Below are 17,672 nucleotides of genomic sequence, written 5' to 3' on the forward strand. Positions count from 1 at the left end.
GTCGCGCAACGATTGTCGAGGCGCAATGCCGAATATCGAGTGAGAATGTGAGAGGTGTGATGCCGATGGCGCCATCGATGCGCGACTGGATCGGGAACTGGCAGCCAGGCCGGGAAGAGGTGGCCGACCATGTCGACCCAGCGCGACTGCATGCCCTCGCCGCCACGTTGGACCTCGCCGAAACTCCGGTCGACGTGGTCCCGCCCCTGTGGCACTGGCTGTACTGCCAGTCACCCTGGCCGGCGACCGACGATCTCGGGGAGGACGGGCACCCCGCCGATGGCCCGTTTCTGCCGCCGATTCCACATCGGCGCCGGATGTTCGCGGGCGGCCGACTCAACGTCACCGCGCCACTGACCGTGGGCGAGCCGGTCCACCGCCGGGCCGAGACCGTTGATGTCGCCGTCAAGCACGGTCGCAGCGGTGAGATGCTGTTCGTCACCGTCCGCCACGAGTATCGGCAGCGCGGTGTGGTTCGGATCATCGAGGAACAGGAGCTCGTGTACCGCAGTGACACCAGCGGCGCCCCGGCGGTAGACGTCAACCGGAACCCGTTGGGGGAGTTGACCACTCCGTGGTCATCGTTGCCGCGATTCTCTCCGCCACTGCTGTTCCGGTTCAGCGCACTGACGGCCAACGCACATCGCATTCACTATGACGCCGACTACGCCACCGCTGTCGAAGGGTTCCCGGCGCTGGTGGTGCAGGGCCCACTGCTCGCCGTGCACATGGCAGAGCTGGTGCGTATCCATGCGGCGGGCCGAGCGGTGGCGGCAGTCACGTTCCGGCTGCAGCGACCGGTGTTTCTGGGCGACGTCGTGCGCGTCGAAGGTAGCCCCACGGCTGACGGCGCCGAGTTGGCGGTGGTGTCCGGTAGTGGTGTCACGCACGCATCGGCAGCGGTGACCTTCGCGTCGTAGCGCCGCAGGCGGGGTGAGCTACGACCCGTCCTGCATCGCGGCTTCCCACAGCCCGCGGCCCAGCTCCGACAGTTGCAGCGCCAGCTTCTCGACGCGGGCGGGGAACGGGCCCCGCGAGGCGTCCTTGATGGCCTTCAGCACCATCGACTCCGCGCCGAGAATTTCGTACTCGGCCTTCAGGTCGGGGTCCTCGGGCACGGTCTCGACCAGGCCGAGCGCCAGCAGGTGGCTGACGTACTGCGGCACCATCTGTGGCAGGGCGACGTTGGCGGTGCGGCCGATGAGGCACGCGTTCTCCAGCGTGGCGACGCTGCGGTTCCGCGGGTAGACGTTCACCAGCGGTGACGACTCGTTGTCGGACAGCGCACCGATGATGCGGGCCTCGTCGGCAACCAGCTGATCGAGCAGGCGGTGATAGAGCTCGGTCTTACCGTCGGCGGTGCTCTGGTCGAGAGCGCGGTCCAACAGGCTGCCGAGCTTGCCGTGCAGGGACTCCTTGGTGGGCTGCTTCTGCGGGGCGGGAGCCGGCGTGCGTTCGGGGGCCATCTCGATGGCTTCGACGGTGGTCTTGGTCGCGATCGCGATCTGCTCACCACCCCAGGCGGCCAGCTTGAAACCGAATTTCGCGACGCCGAGGGCGCGGTTGGCCAGGCCGAGCGGGTCGAATCGCTTCGGGATCGCCAAACCACCGCGCGGCGTCGAGATCGCGATGGCGATCTCACCGATGGGCGTGGACAGCTTGATGCCGTGCCGTTCGAGACCCTCGCGGTTCACCGGTAAGTCGTCGGTAACTTCCGGTTCTGGGTTGTCGGTTTCCTGGGACATTGCGGACCGATGGTACCGGCCTGCGGATTGTTCTTGCCTCTTGTGTGGCAAACGCGACAGCTACCCCTGCGGGTACGCGGCGAGCCAGGGACCCAGGCGTCGCAGCGCCTCTTCGATGTCGGACTTCGGTCCGGCGAACGACAACCGAACGAACGATCCGCCGTGCCGGGTGTCGAAGTCCACGCCCGGTGCGATCGCCAGACCGGTGTCGGCCAGGAGCTCCTCGCAGAACGCCAGCGAGTCCGTCGAGTACTTCGAGATGTCGGCGTACACGTAGAACGCGCCGTCGGCGGGGGCCAGCTTGTCGAGCCCGACCTCGGCCAGCCCGGCGAGCAGCAATGACCGGTTCTCCGCATAATGGTGCACCAGCGAGTCGGCTTCGGCGATGGCCTCGGGCGTGAACGCCGCGACGGCCGCGTACTGCGGCAGCGTCGGCGGACAGATGGAGAAGTTGCCGGTCAGGCAGTCGACGGCGCGGCGCAGCGGCTCGGGCACCAGCAGCCAGCCCAGCCGCCAGCCGGTCATGGCGAAATACTTCGAAAAACTGTTCACCACAATGGCATTGCGGGAGGTCTCCCACGCGCAGCTGGTTGCGGGAGCGTCGTCGTAGATGAGGCCGTGGTACAGCTCGTCGCTGATCAACTGCACCGAGTTGTCGTCGCACCAGGTGGCGATGGCGGCCAGATCCTCGGCGGGCAGCACGGTGCCTGTCGGGTTGTTGGGGCTGGCGATGATCAGACCCTTCACTGGCGGGTCCAGCTGCTCCAACATGGAAATGGTTGGGTGGAAACGGGTTTCCGGGCCGCACGGTATCTCGACGACCTCACAGCCGAGGGCCGACAGGATGTTCCGGTAGCAGGGGTAGCCCGGACTCGCCACCGCGACGCGGTCGCCGATGTCGAAGCACGACAGGAACGCCAGCAGGAAGCCGCCGGTGGATCCGGTGGTGATGACGACGGCGTCCGGTTCCACCTCGACGCCGTACCGGTCGAGGTACGACTTGGCGATGGCCTCGCGCAGCTCCGGAATGCCCAGCGCGACGGTGTAACCGAGGTTGTCATGGGCCAGCGCGTCGGCGGCCGCGGCCCGGATGGGCGCCGGCGCCTGTGCGGCGGGTTGTCCCGCCGACAGGTTCACCAGGTCGCCGTGGCTGCGCTGGCGCTCGGCCGCGGCGAGCCACACGTCCATGACATAGAACGGTGGGATGCCTGCACGTAGCGCCACAGGGTTGGTCATCTGAGTCAGGCTAGAACACCGGGCCTCAATACCGGCCGGCCGGCCGGTGGCGGCATGCACAATCGTCGGATGGTCCAGGTTGCAGTGGGTGTCGGCCCCGTCAGCGTCGACGACGTCGTGTGCGTGGCACGCGGCGATGGGGAAGTAGTGCTCACCGATGACGCGATGGCCGCCATCGCGGCGAGTCGGGCCCGCATCGACGCGCTTGCCGAGAACCCGGCCCCGGCGTACGGGATTTCCACCGGCTTCGGCGCACTGGCGACCCGGCACATCCCACGCGAAATGCGAACGAAACTGCAGCGCAGCCTGATTCGCTCGCACGCAGCGGGATCCGGCCCGGAAGTCGAACGCGAGGTCGTCAGGGCGATGATGCTGCTGAGGCTGTCGACGCTGGCGACCGGCCGCACCGGAGTCCGACCACAGGTCGCGCAGGCCTACGCCGCGCTGCTGTCTGCGGGGCTGACGCCGGTTGTCTATGAATACGGCAGCCTCGGCTGTTCCGGGGATCTCGCGCCGCTGTCGCACGTCGCGCTCGCGGTCATGGGCGAAGGCCAGGTCCGCAGCGCGGACGGCGTCCTCCGGCCCGCCGCGGAAGCGCTGCGCGAACACGGGCTGGAACCGGTCACCTTTGCGGAGAAGGAAGGACTGGCGCTCATCAACGGGACCGACGGGATGCTCGGCCAGCTGGTGCTGGCGCTTGCCGACCTCGATCGGCTGCTGGTGCTCGCCGACATCGCGGCGGCGATGAGCGTGGAAGGGCTGCTGGGCACGGACCGGGTCTTCGCGCCGCACCTTCAGGCACTACGGCCGCAACCCGGTCAGGCTGTCGCGGCCGCGAACATGACGCGGATCCTCGCCGAATCGCCCATCGTCGCCAGTCACAGTGGGCCGGACTGTCCACTGGTGCAGGATGCCTACTCACTGCGGTGTGCGCCGCAGGTCGCCGGCGCCGTGCGCGACACCGTGGCGCACGCCCGCAATGTCGCGCACTGGGAATTGGCCAGCATCGTCGACAATCCCGTGGTCACCGCTGCCGGTACCGTCGAGTCCAACGGCAACTTCCACGGCGCCCCCGTCGCCTACGTGCTGGACTTCCTGGCGATCGCCGTGGCCGATCTGGCGAGCATCAGCGAACGGCGCACCGACAGGTTCCTCGACGCGGCCCGCAGCCGTGGCCTCAACCCGTTCCTCGCCGACGATCCCGGCGTGGACAGCGGCCACATGATCGCGCAATATACGCAGGCCGCCATCGTCTCCGAACTCAAACGCCTGGCACAGCCCGCCAGCGTCGACTCGATCCCGTCGTCGGCGATGCAGGAAGACCACGTGTCCATGGGTTGGTCGGCCGCCCGCAAACTCCGCAAGGCGATCGACGGGCTCACGCGGGTCCTGGCCATCGAGATACACACCGCGGCAAGAGGAATCGAGATGCGGGCGCCATTGCGTCCCGCGCCGGGCACCGCGGCCGTCATCGGTGTCCTGCGGGAGCGGGTCCCCGGCCCCGGACCGGATCGCTACCTGGCACCCGAGATCGACGCGGTCGTCCAGCTGGCGCGGGACGGGTCGCTGGTGGCCGCGGCAGAGGCAGTCGTCGGCAGTCTCAGCTGAGCTGATCGGCATCGGTGACGAGGCGGCCGAGGTCGTCCAGTAGGGCCTCGGCCGCGGCGAGGTCACCGCGCAGATCCCGGTCCGTGTCGTCCCACGGCAGATCGGCCGCGAGGGCGACGGCCTGCCCGGCGACGCCGGTAAAGCGGTGGTGCAGACCACGCTGCCGCAGCAGGCGCACAGCCCCGACCAGCTCGCAGCACAACAGCACCCGGTAGGCGGCGACCGACCGTTCCAACTGAAGTGCGCTCTGCGAGGCGAATGTGGCGTCCTCCTCCATACCCCGGGACAGCACGAGGGTGCCGACCGACGCAGGTTGCGCGGCGGCCCGGATTTCGGCGATCGCCCCGGCGGCGACGTACTCGACCATCATGAGTCCGGACGAGCCGTCCTCGGCGTCGGCCAGAAAAGCATTGCGGCCGTTGGTTTCCGGGTCGTTCAACATTCTGATCCGGGAGTGGGTGATCGGCGCGGTCAATGCCAACGCCAACGTGGTGCCGTCGAGTTCCAATGACAACGACGCCTGGTAGAACGCGCCGTGATGGACCACCTGATCGCCGTCGATGTCGAACAGCGGGTTCTCCTGAGCCGTGTTGAGTGTCCGTTCGAGCTGTCCGACAAGGGATTTCAGTGTCGCAACGGCGCTCGCCTGGGCGACGGGGTAGACCCGCAAGCCGTACGGATCCTGGATGCGCGCCGGGCGGTGATCGGGGTGTCCGGCGCCGATGAACAACGACCGCAGGCGCGCGGCCAGTGTATCCACTTCCGGCGCGGCCGCCGCGCGGGCCGCAGCTGCCGCGAAAGCCGATGGATTACCTTCCAGGGCAAGAAAACTCAGCAGGTAGATGACGCTCGACGCGCGTTCCAGCCGGATCAATTCGTCGGCGGCCAGGCAGCTGCGGCCGACGGTCAGGGCACTGCTGCTCATGAAGGGCAGTGCGCTGTCCGCGCCCCACCGCGGCATGGGCGTCAGCGGGCGGCTGGCCGGGCGCTCGCCCATCAAGGTGAGCGCGGTGCCGGCCAGAGCGGCCAGATCGCCGGTTCCGATGGACGCGTAGTGGCGCAGTTCGGGCAAGGTGTCGTCGTTGAGCATGCGCTCCAGACCGCCCAGGATGTGCGGATCCAGTCCCGCGCCGGGATTGCACAGCTGAATGAGGCGCACCGCCAGCATGGCGCGCACTGTCCGGTCGTCGAGCGGATCACCCGCATCCGCGGCGTGGCTGCGCAACAGACGCAAGCCGTAGTCGTCGTCATCGGGTGCCACCGGTGTGCTGCGATTCGCCCCGACTCCGGTGGTGCGGCCGTAGGTGGCGAACCGCGAACTCAGGTCGGCCGCCTGCCGGTGCGCCTGGGTCACCGCGTCGAGCACCGGCGGTGCCACACGCACCTGGTCGCGCCGGTCCGCGAGCGTCACGACGTCGGCAATCGTGCCCGCTCCGGTCAGCACAATCATGTAATTCTCCTTGTTCTCTACCGCGGGCGGGCGATCAGTCCTATCATCGCCGAAGCCGCATCTTTCCGCTAGATGGAAAGCAAGTTTTACTTGATGGCAACGCTGGGTGAGTTAACCGAAACGTCGGACCCCTAGATTTCGGCGTTGAGGAGAGGAGGTCACGGTGGCCGAAGCGTCCACGCGAACCGTCGAACGAGCACTGGCACTGCTCGCGACGGTCTGCGAGACCGGCGCGACGAACCTCGTCGACAGCGCCCGCGAATGCGAACTCGCCCCGAGCACGGCATTGCGGCTGCTGCGGACGCTGGAATCGACCGGCTTCGTCAGCAGAGACGAGTCCGGCATCTACCGGCCGGGCGGTCGGATGGTCCAGCTCGGTGCTCGAGCATTGAGCAGCGAGTCCCTGATCGATCTGGCCAAACCCACCATGGACGCGCTGGTCGCCGAAACCGGTGAGTCCGCGTACCTGTCGGTGCGGGGACACGGCCAGACCGCGCTCTACCTCAACATCGTCGAGGGCACGCATTCGGTTCGGCACGCCAACTGGGTGGGCCGGACCGTCCCGCTGGACACCTCGGCCGCCGGGCATGCGTTGCGCGGCGACATCCCCGCCGACGGCTATGTCGTGGTGGAACGCGGTGTGGAAACCGATGTCACCGCGATCGCATGCCCCGTGCGCTCGGAGGCTCGCATCGTCGGGGCGCTCAGCCTCGTCATCCCGAGCTATCGGCTCACCGCGCCGGAAACGGCACGGTACGGCCACATGCTGGTCTCGGCCGCCGCGGAGGTTTCCGCCCGACTGAGCGGACCCACGAAACACGGCTCCCTGGAAAGACTTTCATGATCACTTTCGACACCGTCTCCAAGGTGTACCCCGACGGCACTGTTGCCGTCGACAAGCTGACCCTCACCGCGCCCGGCGGGAAGATCACCGCGCTGGTCGGACCGTCGGGATGTGGCAAGACCACCTCGATGCGGTTGATCAACCGGCTCATCGAACCCTCTTCGGGCACCATCGAACTCGACGGGGTGGACACCCAGTCCCTGGACCGCGTGGCGTTGCGCCGCAAGATCGGCTACGTCATCCAGAACGCCGGGCTCTTCCCACACCGCACGGTGGTCGACAACGTCGCCGCACTACCCCGGCTGCTCGGCGGCGGCAAGAAGGAAACCCGTTCGGCCGCAATGGAACTGCTGGAGCGCGTCGGGCTGGACGCGAAGTTCGCCCGCCGGTATCCGTGGCAGCTGTCCGGTGGGCAGCAACAGCGGGTAGGGGTGGCTAGGGCGTTGGCGACCGATCCGCCGTTCCTGCTGATGGACGAGCCGTTCAGCGCGGTGGACCCGATTGTCCGCAGCCAATTGCAGGACGAATTCCTGCGGCTGCAGGCCGATATCTCGAAAACCATCGTGATGGTCACCCACGATATCGACGAAGCACTGAAGCTGGGTGATCAGGTCGTGGTGCTCCGCGAAGGCGGCACCCTCGCGCAGGCGGCGACGCCGGCCGAACTGCTGGCCGCGCCCAAGGATGCGTTCGTCGCCGACTTCGTCGGGTCGGCCCGCGGCTACCGGGCGCTCGGCTTCCACACCGGCGACGACCGGTTGCCGTTGCAGCAGGAGCCGACGGTTACTGTGGGACAGGCGATCTCGGCGATCCCGACGGACGCGAGCCGGTGGGTCCTCGCGGTCGACGCGCACCGGTCACCGATCGGCTGGGTCGACACCGCCACACTGTCCGGCGATACCGTGCTCGACACCGACATCAACCTGTGCACCACCGCACGCCGCGGCGACCCGCTGCGCGACCTGCTCAACGCCGCATTGTCCAGCCCGAGCGGACGAGGCGTGGTCACTGATGAATCGGGTGTGCTGCTCGGCACCGCGACCGACCACGATGTCATCGACGCGATCCGGCGGGCGAAGGAAGCGACGGTCTCGGCATGAACTGGATCTCGTCGAACGCCGACCGCATCATCTCGCTGACCGTCAGCCACACCTGGCTGACGCTGGTGCCGACGGTTCTCGGGTTGCTGCTGGCCCTGCCGCTCGGCTGGTGGGCGCACCGCTCGGGGCGCGGCTACGCCGCCATCGTGGGCACCGCCGGCCTGCTCTACACCATCCCGTCCCTGGCCCTGTTCATCATCTTGCCGGTGATTCTCGGTACCAAGATTCTCGATCCGGTGAATATCGTTGTCGCACTGACGCTGTACACCCTGGCGCTGTTGGTCCGCGTCGTCGCCGATGGCCTCGGTTCGGTACCGCACGACACCGTTGCCGCCGCCGAGGCGATGGGCTACCGCGGTTGGCAGCGCCTGCTGCTGGTAGAACTTCCCGTCGCGGTGCCGGTGATCGCCGCGGGGCTGCGCGTCGCGGTGGTGTCCAACGTCAGCATCGTCACGATGGCCGCCCTGCTGGGCATCCCGCAGCTCGGATCGCTGTTCACGCAAGGATTTCAGCTGCGGCTGTATGTTCCGCTGATCACCGGCGTGGTGCTGTGCGCCGTGCTCGCGATCATCTTCGACGGGCTGATCATGTGGCTGAACAAACTGCTCACCCCGTGGCGGCCGCGGACGGTGACGTCATGAACATCATCGGCTGGTTGACCGACCCGGCCAACTGGTCCGGCTCGAGCGGCATCCCCATGCAGGTCGGGTACCACCTGCTGTACTCCGCCATCGCACTGCTGGCCGCTTTGGCGATCGCCGTCCCGCTCGGTATCGTGATCGGCTACACCGGCCGTGGCGAGGTGGTGGTCGCCGGGTTCGCAAATGCCTTGCGCGCCTTGCCATCCCTTGGCCTGCTGGTGCTGCTGTTCCTGATCATCTCGCCGGTGGTGGCCGGCAAGCTGGTGTACGTTCTTCCCACCATCGTCGTGCTGGTGCTCCTGGCCGTGCCGCCGATTCTCACCGGCACGTATTCCGGCATCCAGAGCGCCGATCCGCATGCGGTGGACGCGGCCCGCGGTATGGGCTTCACCAGAAGCCAGATCCTGCTGCGCGTGCAGCTGCCGTGTGCACTACCGCTGATGGTGTCCGGTGTCAGAAGCGCGACACTGCAGATCGTTTCGACGGCCACCATCGCGGCGTATCTCGGTCTGCAGGGCCTCGGCAGGTTCATCCTCGACGGCCGGGCAACGGCAAGTTTCAGTGAAATGGCCGGCGGAGCCATTCTCGTCGCCCTGCTCGCGATCATGCTCGAATTCACCTTCGCCTGGATCGGCCGGCTCATCGTGTCGCCCGGCCTGCGCCGGGCCGCCGGCAAATCCACCTCACCCGTCGAAACCTCACTAACCACCGTCACATTGGAGAAAGCACCATGAAGAAGCGCAGCATCCTCTCGATCGTCGCCGCCACCGCCGTGCTCGCGCTCAGCGCGTGCGGTGGAGGTGGAGGCGACCCACTCTCCGGAGGCGGGAGCGACAAGGGGTCCGCAGGTTCGCAGATCATCATCGGATCCGCGGACTTCACCGAAAGCCAGCTCGTCGCCAGCATCTACTCACAGGCGTTGCAGGCCAAGGGTATCCCCGTCAAGGAACAGTTCAACATCGGCAGCCGCGAGGTCTATCTCCAGGCGCTGAAGGACGGATCGATCGATCTGGTGCCGGAATACTCCGGAGCGCTGCTGAGCTATCTCGATCCCAAGTCCACCGCCGCGACGAAGGATGCGGTGACCACTGAACTCAAGAGCAAGCTGCCCGCCGGGATCGCCATGCTGACTCCGTCGGCCGCCGAGGACAAGGACGTCCTCGCGGTCACGCAGGCGACGGCGGACAAATACAAGCTCAAGACGATCTCCGACCTGACACTGGTTGCCGGAGAACTGGTGCTGGGCGGCCCGGCCGAATGGAAGACCCGACAACAGGGCGTCGTCGGCCTGCGCGACGTGTACGGGCTCAACTTCAAGGACTTCGTCAGCCTCGACGCGGGCGGCACGCTGACGATGACAGCCCTCACCAACGGCCAGATCCAGGCCGGTGACCTGTTCAGCACCGACCCGGGCCTGAAGTCGAATCATCTTGTCGCCCTGGAGGACAACAAGAACCTGTTCGCAGCGGAGAACGTGGTGCCGCTGATCAAGGCGGGCAAGCAGAACGACACTGTCACCAAGACCCTCGACGCGGTCTCGGCGAAACTGACCACCGACGACCTGATCTCGATGAACGCCGATGCCGCCACCGGCGCCAACCTCTCCGATATCGCCAAGAAATGGCTGGCCCGCGCCGGCATCAGCGGACAGTGAACGACTCATTCGGCAAAGGATCTCTTCTCTCATGACCCATTCTGTGACCACCGGTCCACGCCCCGTCCGCGCCCCGCGCGGCACCGAAATCTCCTGTCGCGGTTGGCAACAGGAAGCCGCACTGCGCATGCTGATGAACAATCTCGACCCCGAGGTGGCCGAGCATCCCGAGGACCTCGTCGTCTACGGCGGCACCGGCCGCGCGGCGCGCAACTGGGAGGCCTTCGACGCCATCGTGCACACGCTGCGGTCGCTGGCGGATGACGAGACCATGCTCATCCAGTCCGGAAAGCCGGTCGGCGTCTTCCGGACGAATGTCTGGTCTCCCCGTGTGCTGCTGGCGAATTCGAACCTGGTGGGCGACTGGGCCACCTGGGAACAGTTCCGCAAGCTGGAGGCCGAAGGATTGATGATGTACGGCCAGATGACGGCCGGCTCATGGATCTACATCGGCACCCAGGGCATACTGCAAGGCACCTTCGAGACCTTCGGTGCCGTGGCGCGCAAACGATTCGGCGGTACCCTCGCCGGCACCATCACCCTGACCGCCGGCGTCGGCGGAATGGGTGGTGCGCAGCCACTGGCGGTCACCATGAACGAGGGCGTCGCGATCTGCGTCGACTGCGACGAGAGCCGGATCGACCGGCGCATCGCTCATCGGTACCTGGACACCAAGGCCGCCGATATCGACGAAGCCCTCGCGATGGCGATCGAAGCCCGTGATGCCAAACGGCCGTTGTCGATCGGCTTGGTGGGTAACGCGGCGGCGGTGTTCCCCGAACTCCTGGCACGCGAAGCCCCGATCGATATCGTCACCGACCAGACCTCGGCCCACGATCCGCTGTCCTATCTGCCGCTGGGCGTGGATTTCGAGGACATGAAGAAGATGGCGGATAAAGATCCCGCCTACTTCACCGAGCAGGCCGAGTTGTCGATGGCCAAGCACGTCGCGGCCATGGTCGGCTTCATGGACCGTGGCGCCGAGGTCTTCGACTACGGCAATTCGATCCGCGACGAGGCCCGTAAGGCCGGCTACGACCGTGCCTTCGCCTTCCCCGGTTTCGTCCCGGCGTACATCCGCCCGCAGTTCGAGGAGGGGCTGGGGCCGTTCCGCTGGGCGGCCCTGTCCGGAGACCCGGCGGATATCGCCGCCACGGACCGGGCGATCCTGGAGTTGTTCCCGGACAACGACCATCTGCGGCGCTGGATCACCATGGCCGGTGAGAAGGTGGCGTTCGAGGGCCTGCCCGCCCGGATCTGCTGGCTCGGGTACGGCGAGCGGCACCGGGCCGGTCTGCGGTTCAACGAGATGGTGGCCTCCGGTGAACTGTCCGCGCCTCTGGTCATCGGCCGTGATCACCTGGACTCGGGGTCGGTCGCGTCGCCGTATCGCGAGACCGAGTCCATGCTCGACGGTTCCGACGCCATCGCCGACTGGCCGCTGCTGAATGCCTTGGTCAACACCGCCTCCGGGGCGTCCTGGGTCTCCATCCATCACGGTGGTGGCGTGGGCATCGGGCGCTCGATCCACGCCGGCCAGGTGTGTGTGGCCGACGGCACCGAACTGGCCGCGCAGAAGCTCGAGCGGGTGCTCACCAACGATCCGGGAATGGGCGTCATCAGGCACGTGGATGCCGGCTACGAGCACGCTGCCGATGTCGCACGCGAACGGGGCGTGCGAATCCCCATGTGGGAGAACGTGTGACATCGTCTGACACGTCGTTCGACACGTTGTGGCCGACCATCCTCGATGTCGGCCGCAACCCGGCCAACGGCGGCTATCGCCGGTTCGCGTGGACCGACGCCGATCTGACCCTGCGGGAGTGGTTCACCGGCGAGGCCGAGCGGCGCGGCATGGATGTCGAGGTCGACCGTAACGGCAACCTGTGGGCCTGGTGGCTGCCGCCGGGCTGGTCCGGTGACCCGCGCGACGCGTTCGTGACCGGCTCGCATCTGGACTCGGTGCCCGACGGCGGTGCATTCGACGGGCCGCTGGGCATTGTCTCGGCCTTCGCTGCGATCGACATCGTGCGGGAGCGCGGCGTGGTGCCCGCCATCCCGGTGGGGGTGGCGGCGTTCTCGGATGAGGAAGGCGCACGGTTCGGGGTGGCCTGCGTCGGGTCGCAGCTGTCCACCGGCGCGCTGAGTGCCGACCGGGCCCGCGGGCTCCGCGACATCGACGGAATCACCTTGGCGGAGGCGCTGATTCGGGCGGGCCGTGATCCCGGGCACCTCGGCCCCGATCCACGGCTGGCAGAGCGGGTCGGCGTGTTCGTCGAGTTGCACGTGGAGCAGGGCCGGGCGCTGGATCTGGTCGACGCCCCCATCGCGGTGGCATCGTCGATCTGGCCGCATGGCCGCTGGGAGTTCACGTTCGACGGTGAGGCCAACCATGCCGGTGCCACCCGTCTGGTCGATCGTCGTGACCCGATGCTGGCCTTCGCGTCGTCGGTGCACACCGCGCGGGCGCAGGCCGCCGCGCACAATGCCGTGGCGACTTTCGGCAAGGTGATCGTGGCCCCCAACGGGGCCAACGCGATACCGTCGCAGATCCGCGCGTGGTTGGACGCCCGGGCCGCGGACGAGGCCACCCTCGGCGCGCTGGTCGAGGCCATCTCGGCGGAGGCGCGCCGGCATGCCGACCGCGAGTCGGTCATTCTGGACGTGATCGCCGAATCGATCACGCCGATTGTCGAATTCCCCGAAGGTCCGCGCGCGCGGCTGACGAAGGCCCTGCACAACCTGGGGGACATCCCGGTGCTGCCCACGGCGGCCGGCCACGACGCCGGAATCCTTGCGGCCCAGGTGCCGACGGCGATGTTGTTCGTGCGCAACCCGACGGGGGTGTCGCACTCGCCCGTCGAGTACGCGGAGCCCGCCGACTGCAATCGCGGTGCCGTCGCTCTCGCCGATGTGATGGCCGAGTGGGTTTCGCCGTGACGGTCACCTGGTGGTGTGAGCACGCCTGGCTGGGTGACACGGTGCAGCCGGGTGTGCTGATCACCGTGGACGACGGGCGGATCACGTCGATCAACGTCGGCGCGCCGGCTTCGGGTGCGTCGAAACGGTTGTACGGCTTGGTGATACCCGGTATGGCCAACGCCCATTCGCATGCCTTCCACCGTGCGCTGCGCGGCCGCACGCAGCGCGACCAAGGATCGTTCTGGACGTGGCGTGACCTCATGTATCGAGTGGCCGACCGGCTGGATCCCGATCGCTACCGTGCGTTGGCCCGCGCCGTGTACGCCGAAATGGCGCTGGCTGGAATCACCTCCGTCGGAGAGTTCCACTACCTGCACCACGACACCGGCGGCCGGCGCTATGCCGACCCGAACGCGATGGGGCACGCGCTGATCGAGGCCGCGGCCGAGGCCGGGCCACGGCTCACCCTGCTCGATACCTGCTATCTCAGTTCCGCGCCGGATGGCACTGCCTTGCAGGACGGGCCCCAGCAGCGGTTCGGCGACGGCAGTGGGGCGGGCTGGGCAGACCGGGTTGAAACGCTACGTGCCCAAACCCATGCCAGCTCGGGGGTTCTCGTTGCCGCGGCGCTGCACTCGGTGCGCGGCGTCCCGGTCGACCAGATGCCCGATGTGGTCGGGTGGGCATCCGCGCACTCGGCGCCGTTGCATGTGCACTCGTCGGAGCAGCGGGCCGAGATCGAGCAGTGCCAGGCCGTGCACGGGCGCACCCCCACCGCGGTGTTGCGGGACGCCGGTGTGCTGGGCCCGCGGACCACCGCCGTCCATGCCACCCACCTGACACCCGGCGACATCACGGACCTGAGTGCCTCGGCCACCGGTGTCTGCTTCTGCCCCACCACCGAACGGGACCTGGGCGACGGAATCGGGCCGGCACCCGCCCTGCTCGACATGCCGGGGCCGTTCAGCCTGGGCTCCGACAGCCACGCCGTGATCGACATGTTCGAGGAGGCTCGTGCCGTCGAGCTCGATGAACGGTTGGCCCGGCAGGAGCGCGGCATCATCGGCGCGCCGACCTTGTTGCGCGCCGCGACCACCGACGGTCACCACGCGATCGGCTGGACCGACGCGGGCGTGCTGCAGGTCGGTGCGCGCGCCGATCTGGTTGCGGTGGACCTGAATTCGGTACGCACAGCCGGTGGCGGGGCCACCGTGGAGACCATCGTGTTCGCCGCCTCCGCCGCTGATGTCACCGATGTGGTGATCGACGGCCAGCTGGTGGTCGCCGACCGTAGACACGTCCGCGTCGATGTGGCCGCCGAGTTGCACGCGGCGATCACAGATCTCTTGGGGGACTCATGACCGTCCTGTACTCCGGCATCGCCGAGCTCGTCACCAACGACCCCGAACAGGGTGACGGCAGCGCTCTCGGTGTGATCGCCGACGGCGCGGTGCTCGTCTCGGGTGACACTGTCGAGTGGGTCGGCCGGCGTCGCGATGCGCCCGCCGCCGACCGTCGTGTCGACTGCGGCGGGGTCAGCGTCGTGCCAGGGTTCGTCGACAGCCACGCTCACCTGGTCTTCGCGGGCGAACGGTCGGCGGAGTTCGCCGCCCGGATGAGCGGACAGCCCTACGCGGCGGGCGGTATCGCGACGACGGTGGCGGCGACCCGCGCGGCCGATGATGCCACGCTGTCCGGGGGCGTAGGCCGCCTCGCCGGTGAACTGGCCGCCGCGGGGGTGACGACGTTCGAATGCAAGAGCGGATACGGCCTCGACATCCAGAACGAGGCGCGTTCTCTGCTCGTTGCCCGCGAATACACCGGCGAGACAACATTTCTCGGCGCCCACGTCGTCCCCGCCGAATATCGCGACGATCGTGCCGGATACATCGACCTCGTCACCGGGCCGATGCTGGATGCCTGCGCGCCGCTGGCACGCTGGATCGACGTGTTCTGCGACAGGGGAGCTTTCGACGTCGACGAATCCCGCGCCATCCTCACCGCGGGCATCGGGGCCGGACTGCAACCGCGCATGCACGCCGGCCAGCTCGGTCCCAGCGGGGGCATTCAACTCGCGGTAGAACTGGGGGCGGCTTCGGTCGATCACTGCACGTACGCCACCGACGCGGACATCGAGGCGCTGGCGTCCGGCAGTACGGTCGCCACGTTGCTGCCCGGAGCCGAATTCTCCACGCGCGCACCGTGGCCGGACGCCCGCAGGATGATCGACGCCGGAGTGACCGTCGCCATCGCCACCGACTGCAACCCGGGAAGTTCCTTCACCACCAGCATGCCGTTCTGCATCGCAGTGGCGGTCCGCGACATGAACTTCACACCCGCCGAGGCGTTGTGGGCGGCGACCGCCGGCGGCGCGGCAGCGCTACGCCGCGAAGATGTCGGAACGCTGGCGCGCGGCAAGCGCGCCGACTTCCTGTGTCTGGACGCGCCGTCGTACATCCATCTCGCGTACCGGCCAGGGGTGCCGCTGATCCGCGATGTGGTGCACTCGGGTCAGAGGATCTGAGCTTCCAGCCGCCGCAGGTGCTCCCGCGAGGACCCCAGCAGCTGCGCACTGCCGTGCGCCCGCTTGAAGTAGAACTGGATGTCGCTTTCCCACGTGATCGCGATGCCGCCGTGCATCTGAATCGCCTCGCCGGCAACGGCATTGAACGCCTCGGTGGCCAGGTAGCGGGCCAGCGACGCATTCGTGGGCGTGGGGTCGGCGATGGCGTCGTTGACGATCGCGCGGGCCGCCGAGACCTTGACGTACAGGTCCGACATGCGGTGCTTGAGCGCCTGGAAGCTGCCGATCGGGCGGCCGAACTGCACGCGGTCCTTGGAGTAGGCCACGGTCAGGTCCAGGCAGCGGCTCGCGGCGGCGACCTGCTCGACGGCCATCAGGATGGCGGCGGTGCCCGCGAGGCCCGGGTCGGTGCCCAAGGCAGTGGTGCTGCCGGGGGACACCGCGGCGAGCCGACGGGTCGGGTCCATCGCGGTGGCCGGCGTGACGGTGTTGTCGGTCCAGCGGGTCAGCTGGCCGTCCTGCGCCGCGATCACCAGGTCGGCGACGTCGCCGTTGATGACGTAACCGGCGTCGAAAACAACGGTGCCGATGGACGTTCCCTCGGCCAGTCCTTCCAGTGGCTCTTCGTCGCCGACGGCGAGCAGAGCCAGTTCGGCGAGCGTGGTGCCGAGCAGCGGCGTCGGGACCAGGTTCTTGGCCAGCTCCTCGAGAACGACGGCGGCGTCGCCCAATTCGCCCCCGGCGCCGCCGAGCTCCTCGGGCACGACCAGCGCCGCGGCGCCGACCTGCTCGCACAACATCTGCCAGAGCTTCTCGTCGTAGCCCTTCTCGGTCTCGATGGCGGCGCGCACGGCCTCAGGCCCCGCGTGCTTCTCCACCAGCGCTGCGACGGTGGCGCGCAGCATCTCCCGTTCTTCGCTCATCGCTCGCTCACTCCTCGATTCTTCGCGCAAGCGCTCATCACAAGCCTGCCAGCACGCGGGTCCGGTGCCACGTCGAGTCGCCCCACGCCGAGCGCAGCGCCTGCGTGCGCAGCAGCAACAGGGACAGGTCGTGCTCCTGCGTGAAACCGATGGCACCGTGCGTCTGCAGCGACGACCGCGCGGCCAGCAGCGCAGCCTCGTTGGCGGCTACCTTGGCGGCGCTGACGTCGCGGGCCAGCATGGACGACCCGTCGGCCAGGGCCAGGGCCGCGCCGTAGACCAGCGGGCGGGCCAGCTCGACGGCGATGTGCACGTCGGCCAGCTTGTGCTTGATGGCCTGGTACGAACCGATCACGGTGCCGAACTGGGTGCGCTGCTTGGCGTACGCGACTGCCATGTCGAGCATCGCCTGGCCGGCGCCCACCAGCTGCGCCGCGGTCGCCAGCGCACCGAACTCGAAAGCCTTTGCGGTGTCGGCTGATTGGGCTTCACCGGTGGCGGTGACGTCGAACAGGTGCCGGGCCGGGTCGACGGACTGGTGCTCCTGGCCGGCGACGGCGTCCTGCACCTGACCAGCTGAGGCCAGCAGGATCAACCCGGCGGTGTCGGCGTCGACCGCCCGCGGGGCCAGCGGCGGCATGGCCACGGTGGCGATGAGCTCACCGGAGGCCAATTCTGCGGACCGCTTGGCTCCGGCTTCTGATGCCAGCAGCACCGGGGCCACCGCGATCGACTCGGTGACCGGACCGGGCACGGCCCAGTAGCCGAGTCGCTCCAGGGCGACAACCAGATCCACCGGATGCGCGCCGATGCCGTCGAACTCCTCCGGCACGTTCAGTGCGGTGACGCCGAGGTCGGCCAGGGTCGACCAGACCTTGCGGCCGGGGGCGGCGTCGGCCGCCTTCTCGACCCCGCCCCACGCCCGAACGGCGGCGGGCACGTCTGCCGCGCCCAGCGCGGCGTCGATGCTCGCAGCGAAGTCGCGCTGCGATTCGTCCAATTCAAAGAACACGTGAACAATCCCT

16 protein-coding genes are annotated in these 17,672 nt (G+C 68.1%); 11 read left to right on the forward strand and 5 right to left on the reverse strand.

The window, feature by feature from the left end:
- Positions 1-65 precede the first annotated feature (65 nt).
- Positions 66-920, forward strand: coding sequence for an HTD2 family dehydratase (locus tag QRN63_RS00995; RefSeq protein ID WP_285028869.1), 855 nt, complete (start codon positions 66-68; stop codon positions 918-920).
- Positions 921-938: 18 nt separating this feature from the next.
- On the opposite strand, the gene QRN63_RS01000 is transcribed toward QRN63_RS00995, so the two are convergent.
- On the reverse strand, positions 939-1,745 hold the full coding sequence (locus tag QRN63_RS01000) for an Abi-alpha family protein (protein WP_285028870.1): 807 nt from the start codon (positions 1,743-1,745) through the stop codon (positions 939-941).
- Positions 1,746-1,805: 60 nt separating this feature from the next.
- Positions 1,806-2,981, reverse strand: coding sequence for a pyridoxal phosphate-dependent aminotransferase (locus QRN63_RS01005; RefSeq protein WP_285028871.1), 1,176 nt, complete (start codon positions 2,979-2,981; stop codon positions 1,806-1,808).
- Positions 2,982-3,050: 69 nt separating this feature from the next.
- Here QRN63_RS01005 and hutH point away from each other — a divergent pair, with 69 nt between their 5' ends.
- Positions 3,051-4,589 carry a histidine ammonia-lyase gene (hutH, locus tag QRN63_RS01010; RefSeq protein ID WP_285028872.1) on the forward strand — a complete coding sequence of 513 codons (1,539 nt, stop codon included), beginning with the start codon at positions 3,051-3,053 and terminating at the stop codon, positions 4,587-4,589.
- Here hutH and QRN63_RS01015 read toward each other — a convergent pair.
- Positions 4,582-6,039, reverse strand: a complete 1,458-nt coding sequence (locus tag QRN63_RS01015) for an aromatic amino acid lyase (RefSeq protein WP_285028873.1) — start codon at positions 6,037-6,039, stop codon at positions 4,582-4,584. The genes hutH and QRN63_RS01015 overlap by 8 nt on opposite strands.
- A gap of 163 nt (positions 6,040-6,202) precedes the next feature.
- Between QRN63_RS01015 and QRN63_RS01020 the strand changes: the two genes are divergently transcribed.
- From QRN63_RS01020 to hutI, 9 genes are read left to right on the forward strand one after another with little or no spacing between them, the layout of a single operon-like run.
- On the forward strand, positions 6,203-6,883 hold the full coding sequence (locus QRN63_RS01020) for an IclR family transcriptional regulator (protein WP_267320213.1): 681 nt from the start codon (positions 6,203-6,205) through the stop codon (positions 6,881-6,883).
- Positions 6,880-7,983, forward strand: a complete 1,104-nt coding sequence (locus tag QRN63_RS01025; protein ID WP_267320212.1) for an ABC transporter ATP-binding protein — start codon at positions 6,880-6,882, stop codon at positions 7,981-7,983. The genes QRN63_RS01020 and QRN63_RS01025 overlap by 4 nt, the downstream gene beginning before the upstream one ends.
- A complete protein-coding gene (locus tag QRN63_RS01030; RefSeq protein WP_267320211.1) occupies positions 7,980-8,624 on the forward strand; it encodes an ABC transporter permease in 645 nt (214 codons plus the stop codon). The genes QRN63_RS01025 and QRN63_RS01030 overlap by 4 nt, the downstream gene beginning before the upstream one ends.
- The gene (locus tag QRN63_RS01035; protein WP_285028874.1) at positions 8,597-9,358 is read left to right on the forward strand and encodes an ABC transporter permease; all 762 of its coding nucleotides are present in this window, start codon (positions 8,597-8,599) and stop codon (positions 9,356-9,358) included. The genes QRN63_RS01030 and QRN63_RS01035 overlap by 28 nt, the downstream gene beginning before the upstream one ends.
- Entirely contained in the window at positions 9,355-10,278 is a 924-nt protein-coding gene (locus QRN63_RS01040; protein WP_285028875.1) for an ABC transporter substrate-binding protein, read from the forward strand. The genes QRN63_RS01035 and QRN63_RS01040 overlap by 4 nt, the downstream gene beginning before the upstream one ends.
- Before the next feature lie 31 nt (positions 10,279-10,309).
- Positions 10,310-11,983 (forward strand): urocanate hydratase, encoded by a 1,674-nt coding sequence (gene hutU / locus QRN63_RS01045; protein ID WP_267320208.1) that lies wholly within the window; start codon positions 10,310-10,312, stop codon positions 11,981-11,983.
- Positions 11,980-13,218: an allantoate amidohydrolase gene (locus QRN63_RS01050; RefSeq protein WP_285028876.1), complete on the forward strand. Its 1,239-nt coding sequence runs from the start codon at positions 11,980-11,982 to the stop codon at positions 13,216-13,218. The genes hutU and QRN63_RS01050 overlap by 4 nt, the downstream gene beginning before the upstream one ends.
- Positions 13,215-14,561: a formimidoylglutamate deiminase gene (locus tag QRN63_RS01055; protein WP_285028877.1), complete on the forward strand. Its 1,347-nt coding sequence runs from the start codon at positions 13,215-13,217 to the stop codon at positions 14,559-14,561. Before QRN63_RS01050 ends, QRN63_RS01055 begins: the two co-directional genes overlap by 4 nt.
- Positions 14,558-15,724, forward strand: coding sequence for an imidazolonepropionase (hutI, locus tag QRN63_RS01060; protein WP_267320205.1), 1,167 nt, complete (start codon positions 14,558-14,560; stop codon positions 15,722-15,724). Before QRN63_RS01055 ends, hutI begins: the two co-directional genes overlap by 4 nt.
- On the opposite strand, the gene ipdE2 is transcribed toward hutI, so the two are convergent.
- Both ipdE2 and QRN63_RS01070 read right to left on the reverse strand, forming a co-directional pair.
- The gene (gene ipdE2 / locus QRN63_RS01065; protein ID WP_285028878.1) at positions 15,712-16,647 is read right to left on the reverse strand and encodes an acyl-CoA dehydrogenase IpdE2; all 936 of its coding nucleotides are present in this window, start codon (positions 16,645-16,647) and stop codon (positions 15,712-15,714) included. The genes hutI and ipdE2 overlap by 13 nt on opposite strands.
- A 37-nt stretch (positions 16,648-16,684) precedes the next feature.
- A complete protein-coding gene (locus QRN63_RS01070; protein ID WP_285028879.1) occupies positions 16,685-17,659 on the reverse strand; it encodes an acyl-CoA dehydrogenase family protein in 975 nt (324 codons plus the stop codon).
- Between the last annotated feature and the right edge of the window lie 13 nt (positions 17,660-17,672).

The sequence above is a fragment of the Mycolicibacterium sp. lyk4-40-TYG-92 genome (assembly GCF_030209435.1).
Lineage (GTDB): Bacteria > Actinomycetota > Actinomycetes > Mycobacteriales > Mycobacteriaceae > Mycobacterium.

Excerpts from the sequence above, each read along its gene's own strand:
- QRN63_RS00995 (WP_285028869.1), top strand. The coding sequence starts at position 66 with ATGGCGCCATCGATGCGCGACTGGATCGGGAACTGGCAGCCAGGCCGG.
- QRN63_RS01000 (WP_285028870.1), bottom strand. The coding sequence starts at position 1,745 with ATGTCCCAGGAAACCGACAACCCAGAACCGGAAGTTACCGACGACTTA.
- QRN63_RS01005 (WP_285028871.1), bottom strand. The coding sequence starts at position 2,981 with ATGACCAACCCTGTGGCGCTACGTGCAGGCATCCCACCGTTCTATGTC.
- hutH (WP_285028872.1), top strand. The coding sequence starts at position 3,051 with ATGGTCCAGGTTGCAGTGGGTGTCGGCCCCGTCAGCGTCGACGACGTC.
- QRN63_RS01015 (WP_285028873.1), bottom strand. The coding sequence starts at position 6,039 with ATGATTGTGCTGACCGGAGCGGGCACGATTGCCGACGTCGTGACGCTC.
- QRN63_RS01025 (WP_267320212.1), top strand. The coding sequence starts at position 6,880 with ATGATCACTTTCGACACCGTCTCCAAGGTGTACCCCGACGGCACTGTT.
- QRN63_RS01030 (WP_267320211.1), top strand. The coding sequence starts at position 7,980 with ATGAACTGGATCTCGTCGAACGCCGACCGCATCATCTCGCTGACCGTC.
- QRN63_RS01040 (WP_285028875.1), top strand. The coding sequence starts at position 9,355 with ATGAAGAAGCGCAGCATCCTCTCGATCGTCGCCGCCACCGCCGTGCTC.
- hutU (WP_267320208.1), top strand. The coding sequence starts at position 10,310 with ATGACCCATTCTGTGACCACCGGTCCACGCCCCGTCCGCGCCCCGCGC.
- hutI (WP_267320205.1), top strand. The coding sequence starts at position 14,558 with ATGACCGTCCTGTACTCCGGCATCGCCGAGCTCGTCACCAACGACCCC.
- ipdE2 (WP_285028878.1), bottom strand. The coding sequence starts at position 16,647 with ATGAGCGAAGAACGGGAGATGCTGCGCGCCACCGTCGCAGCGCTGGTG.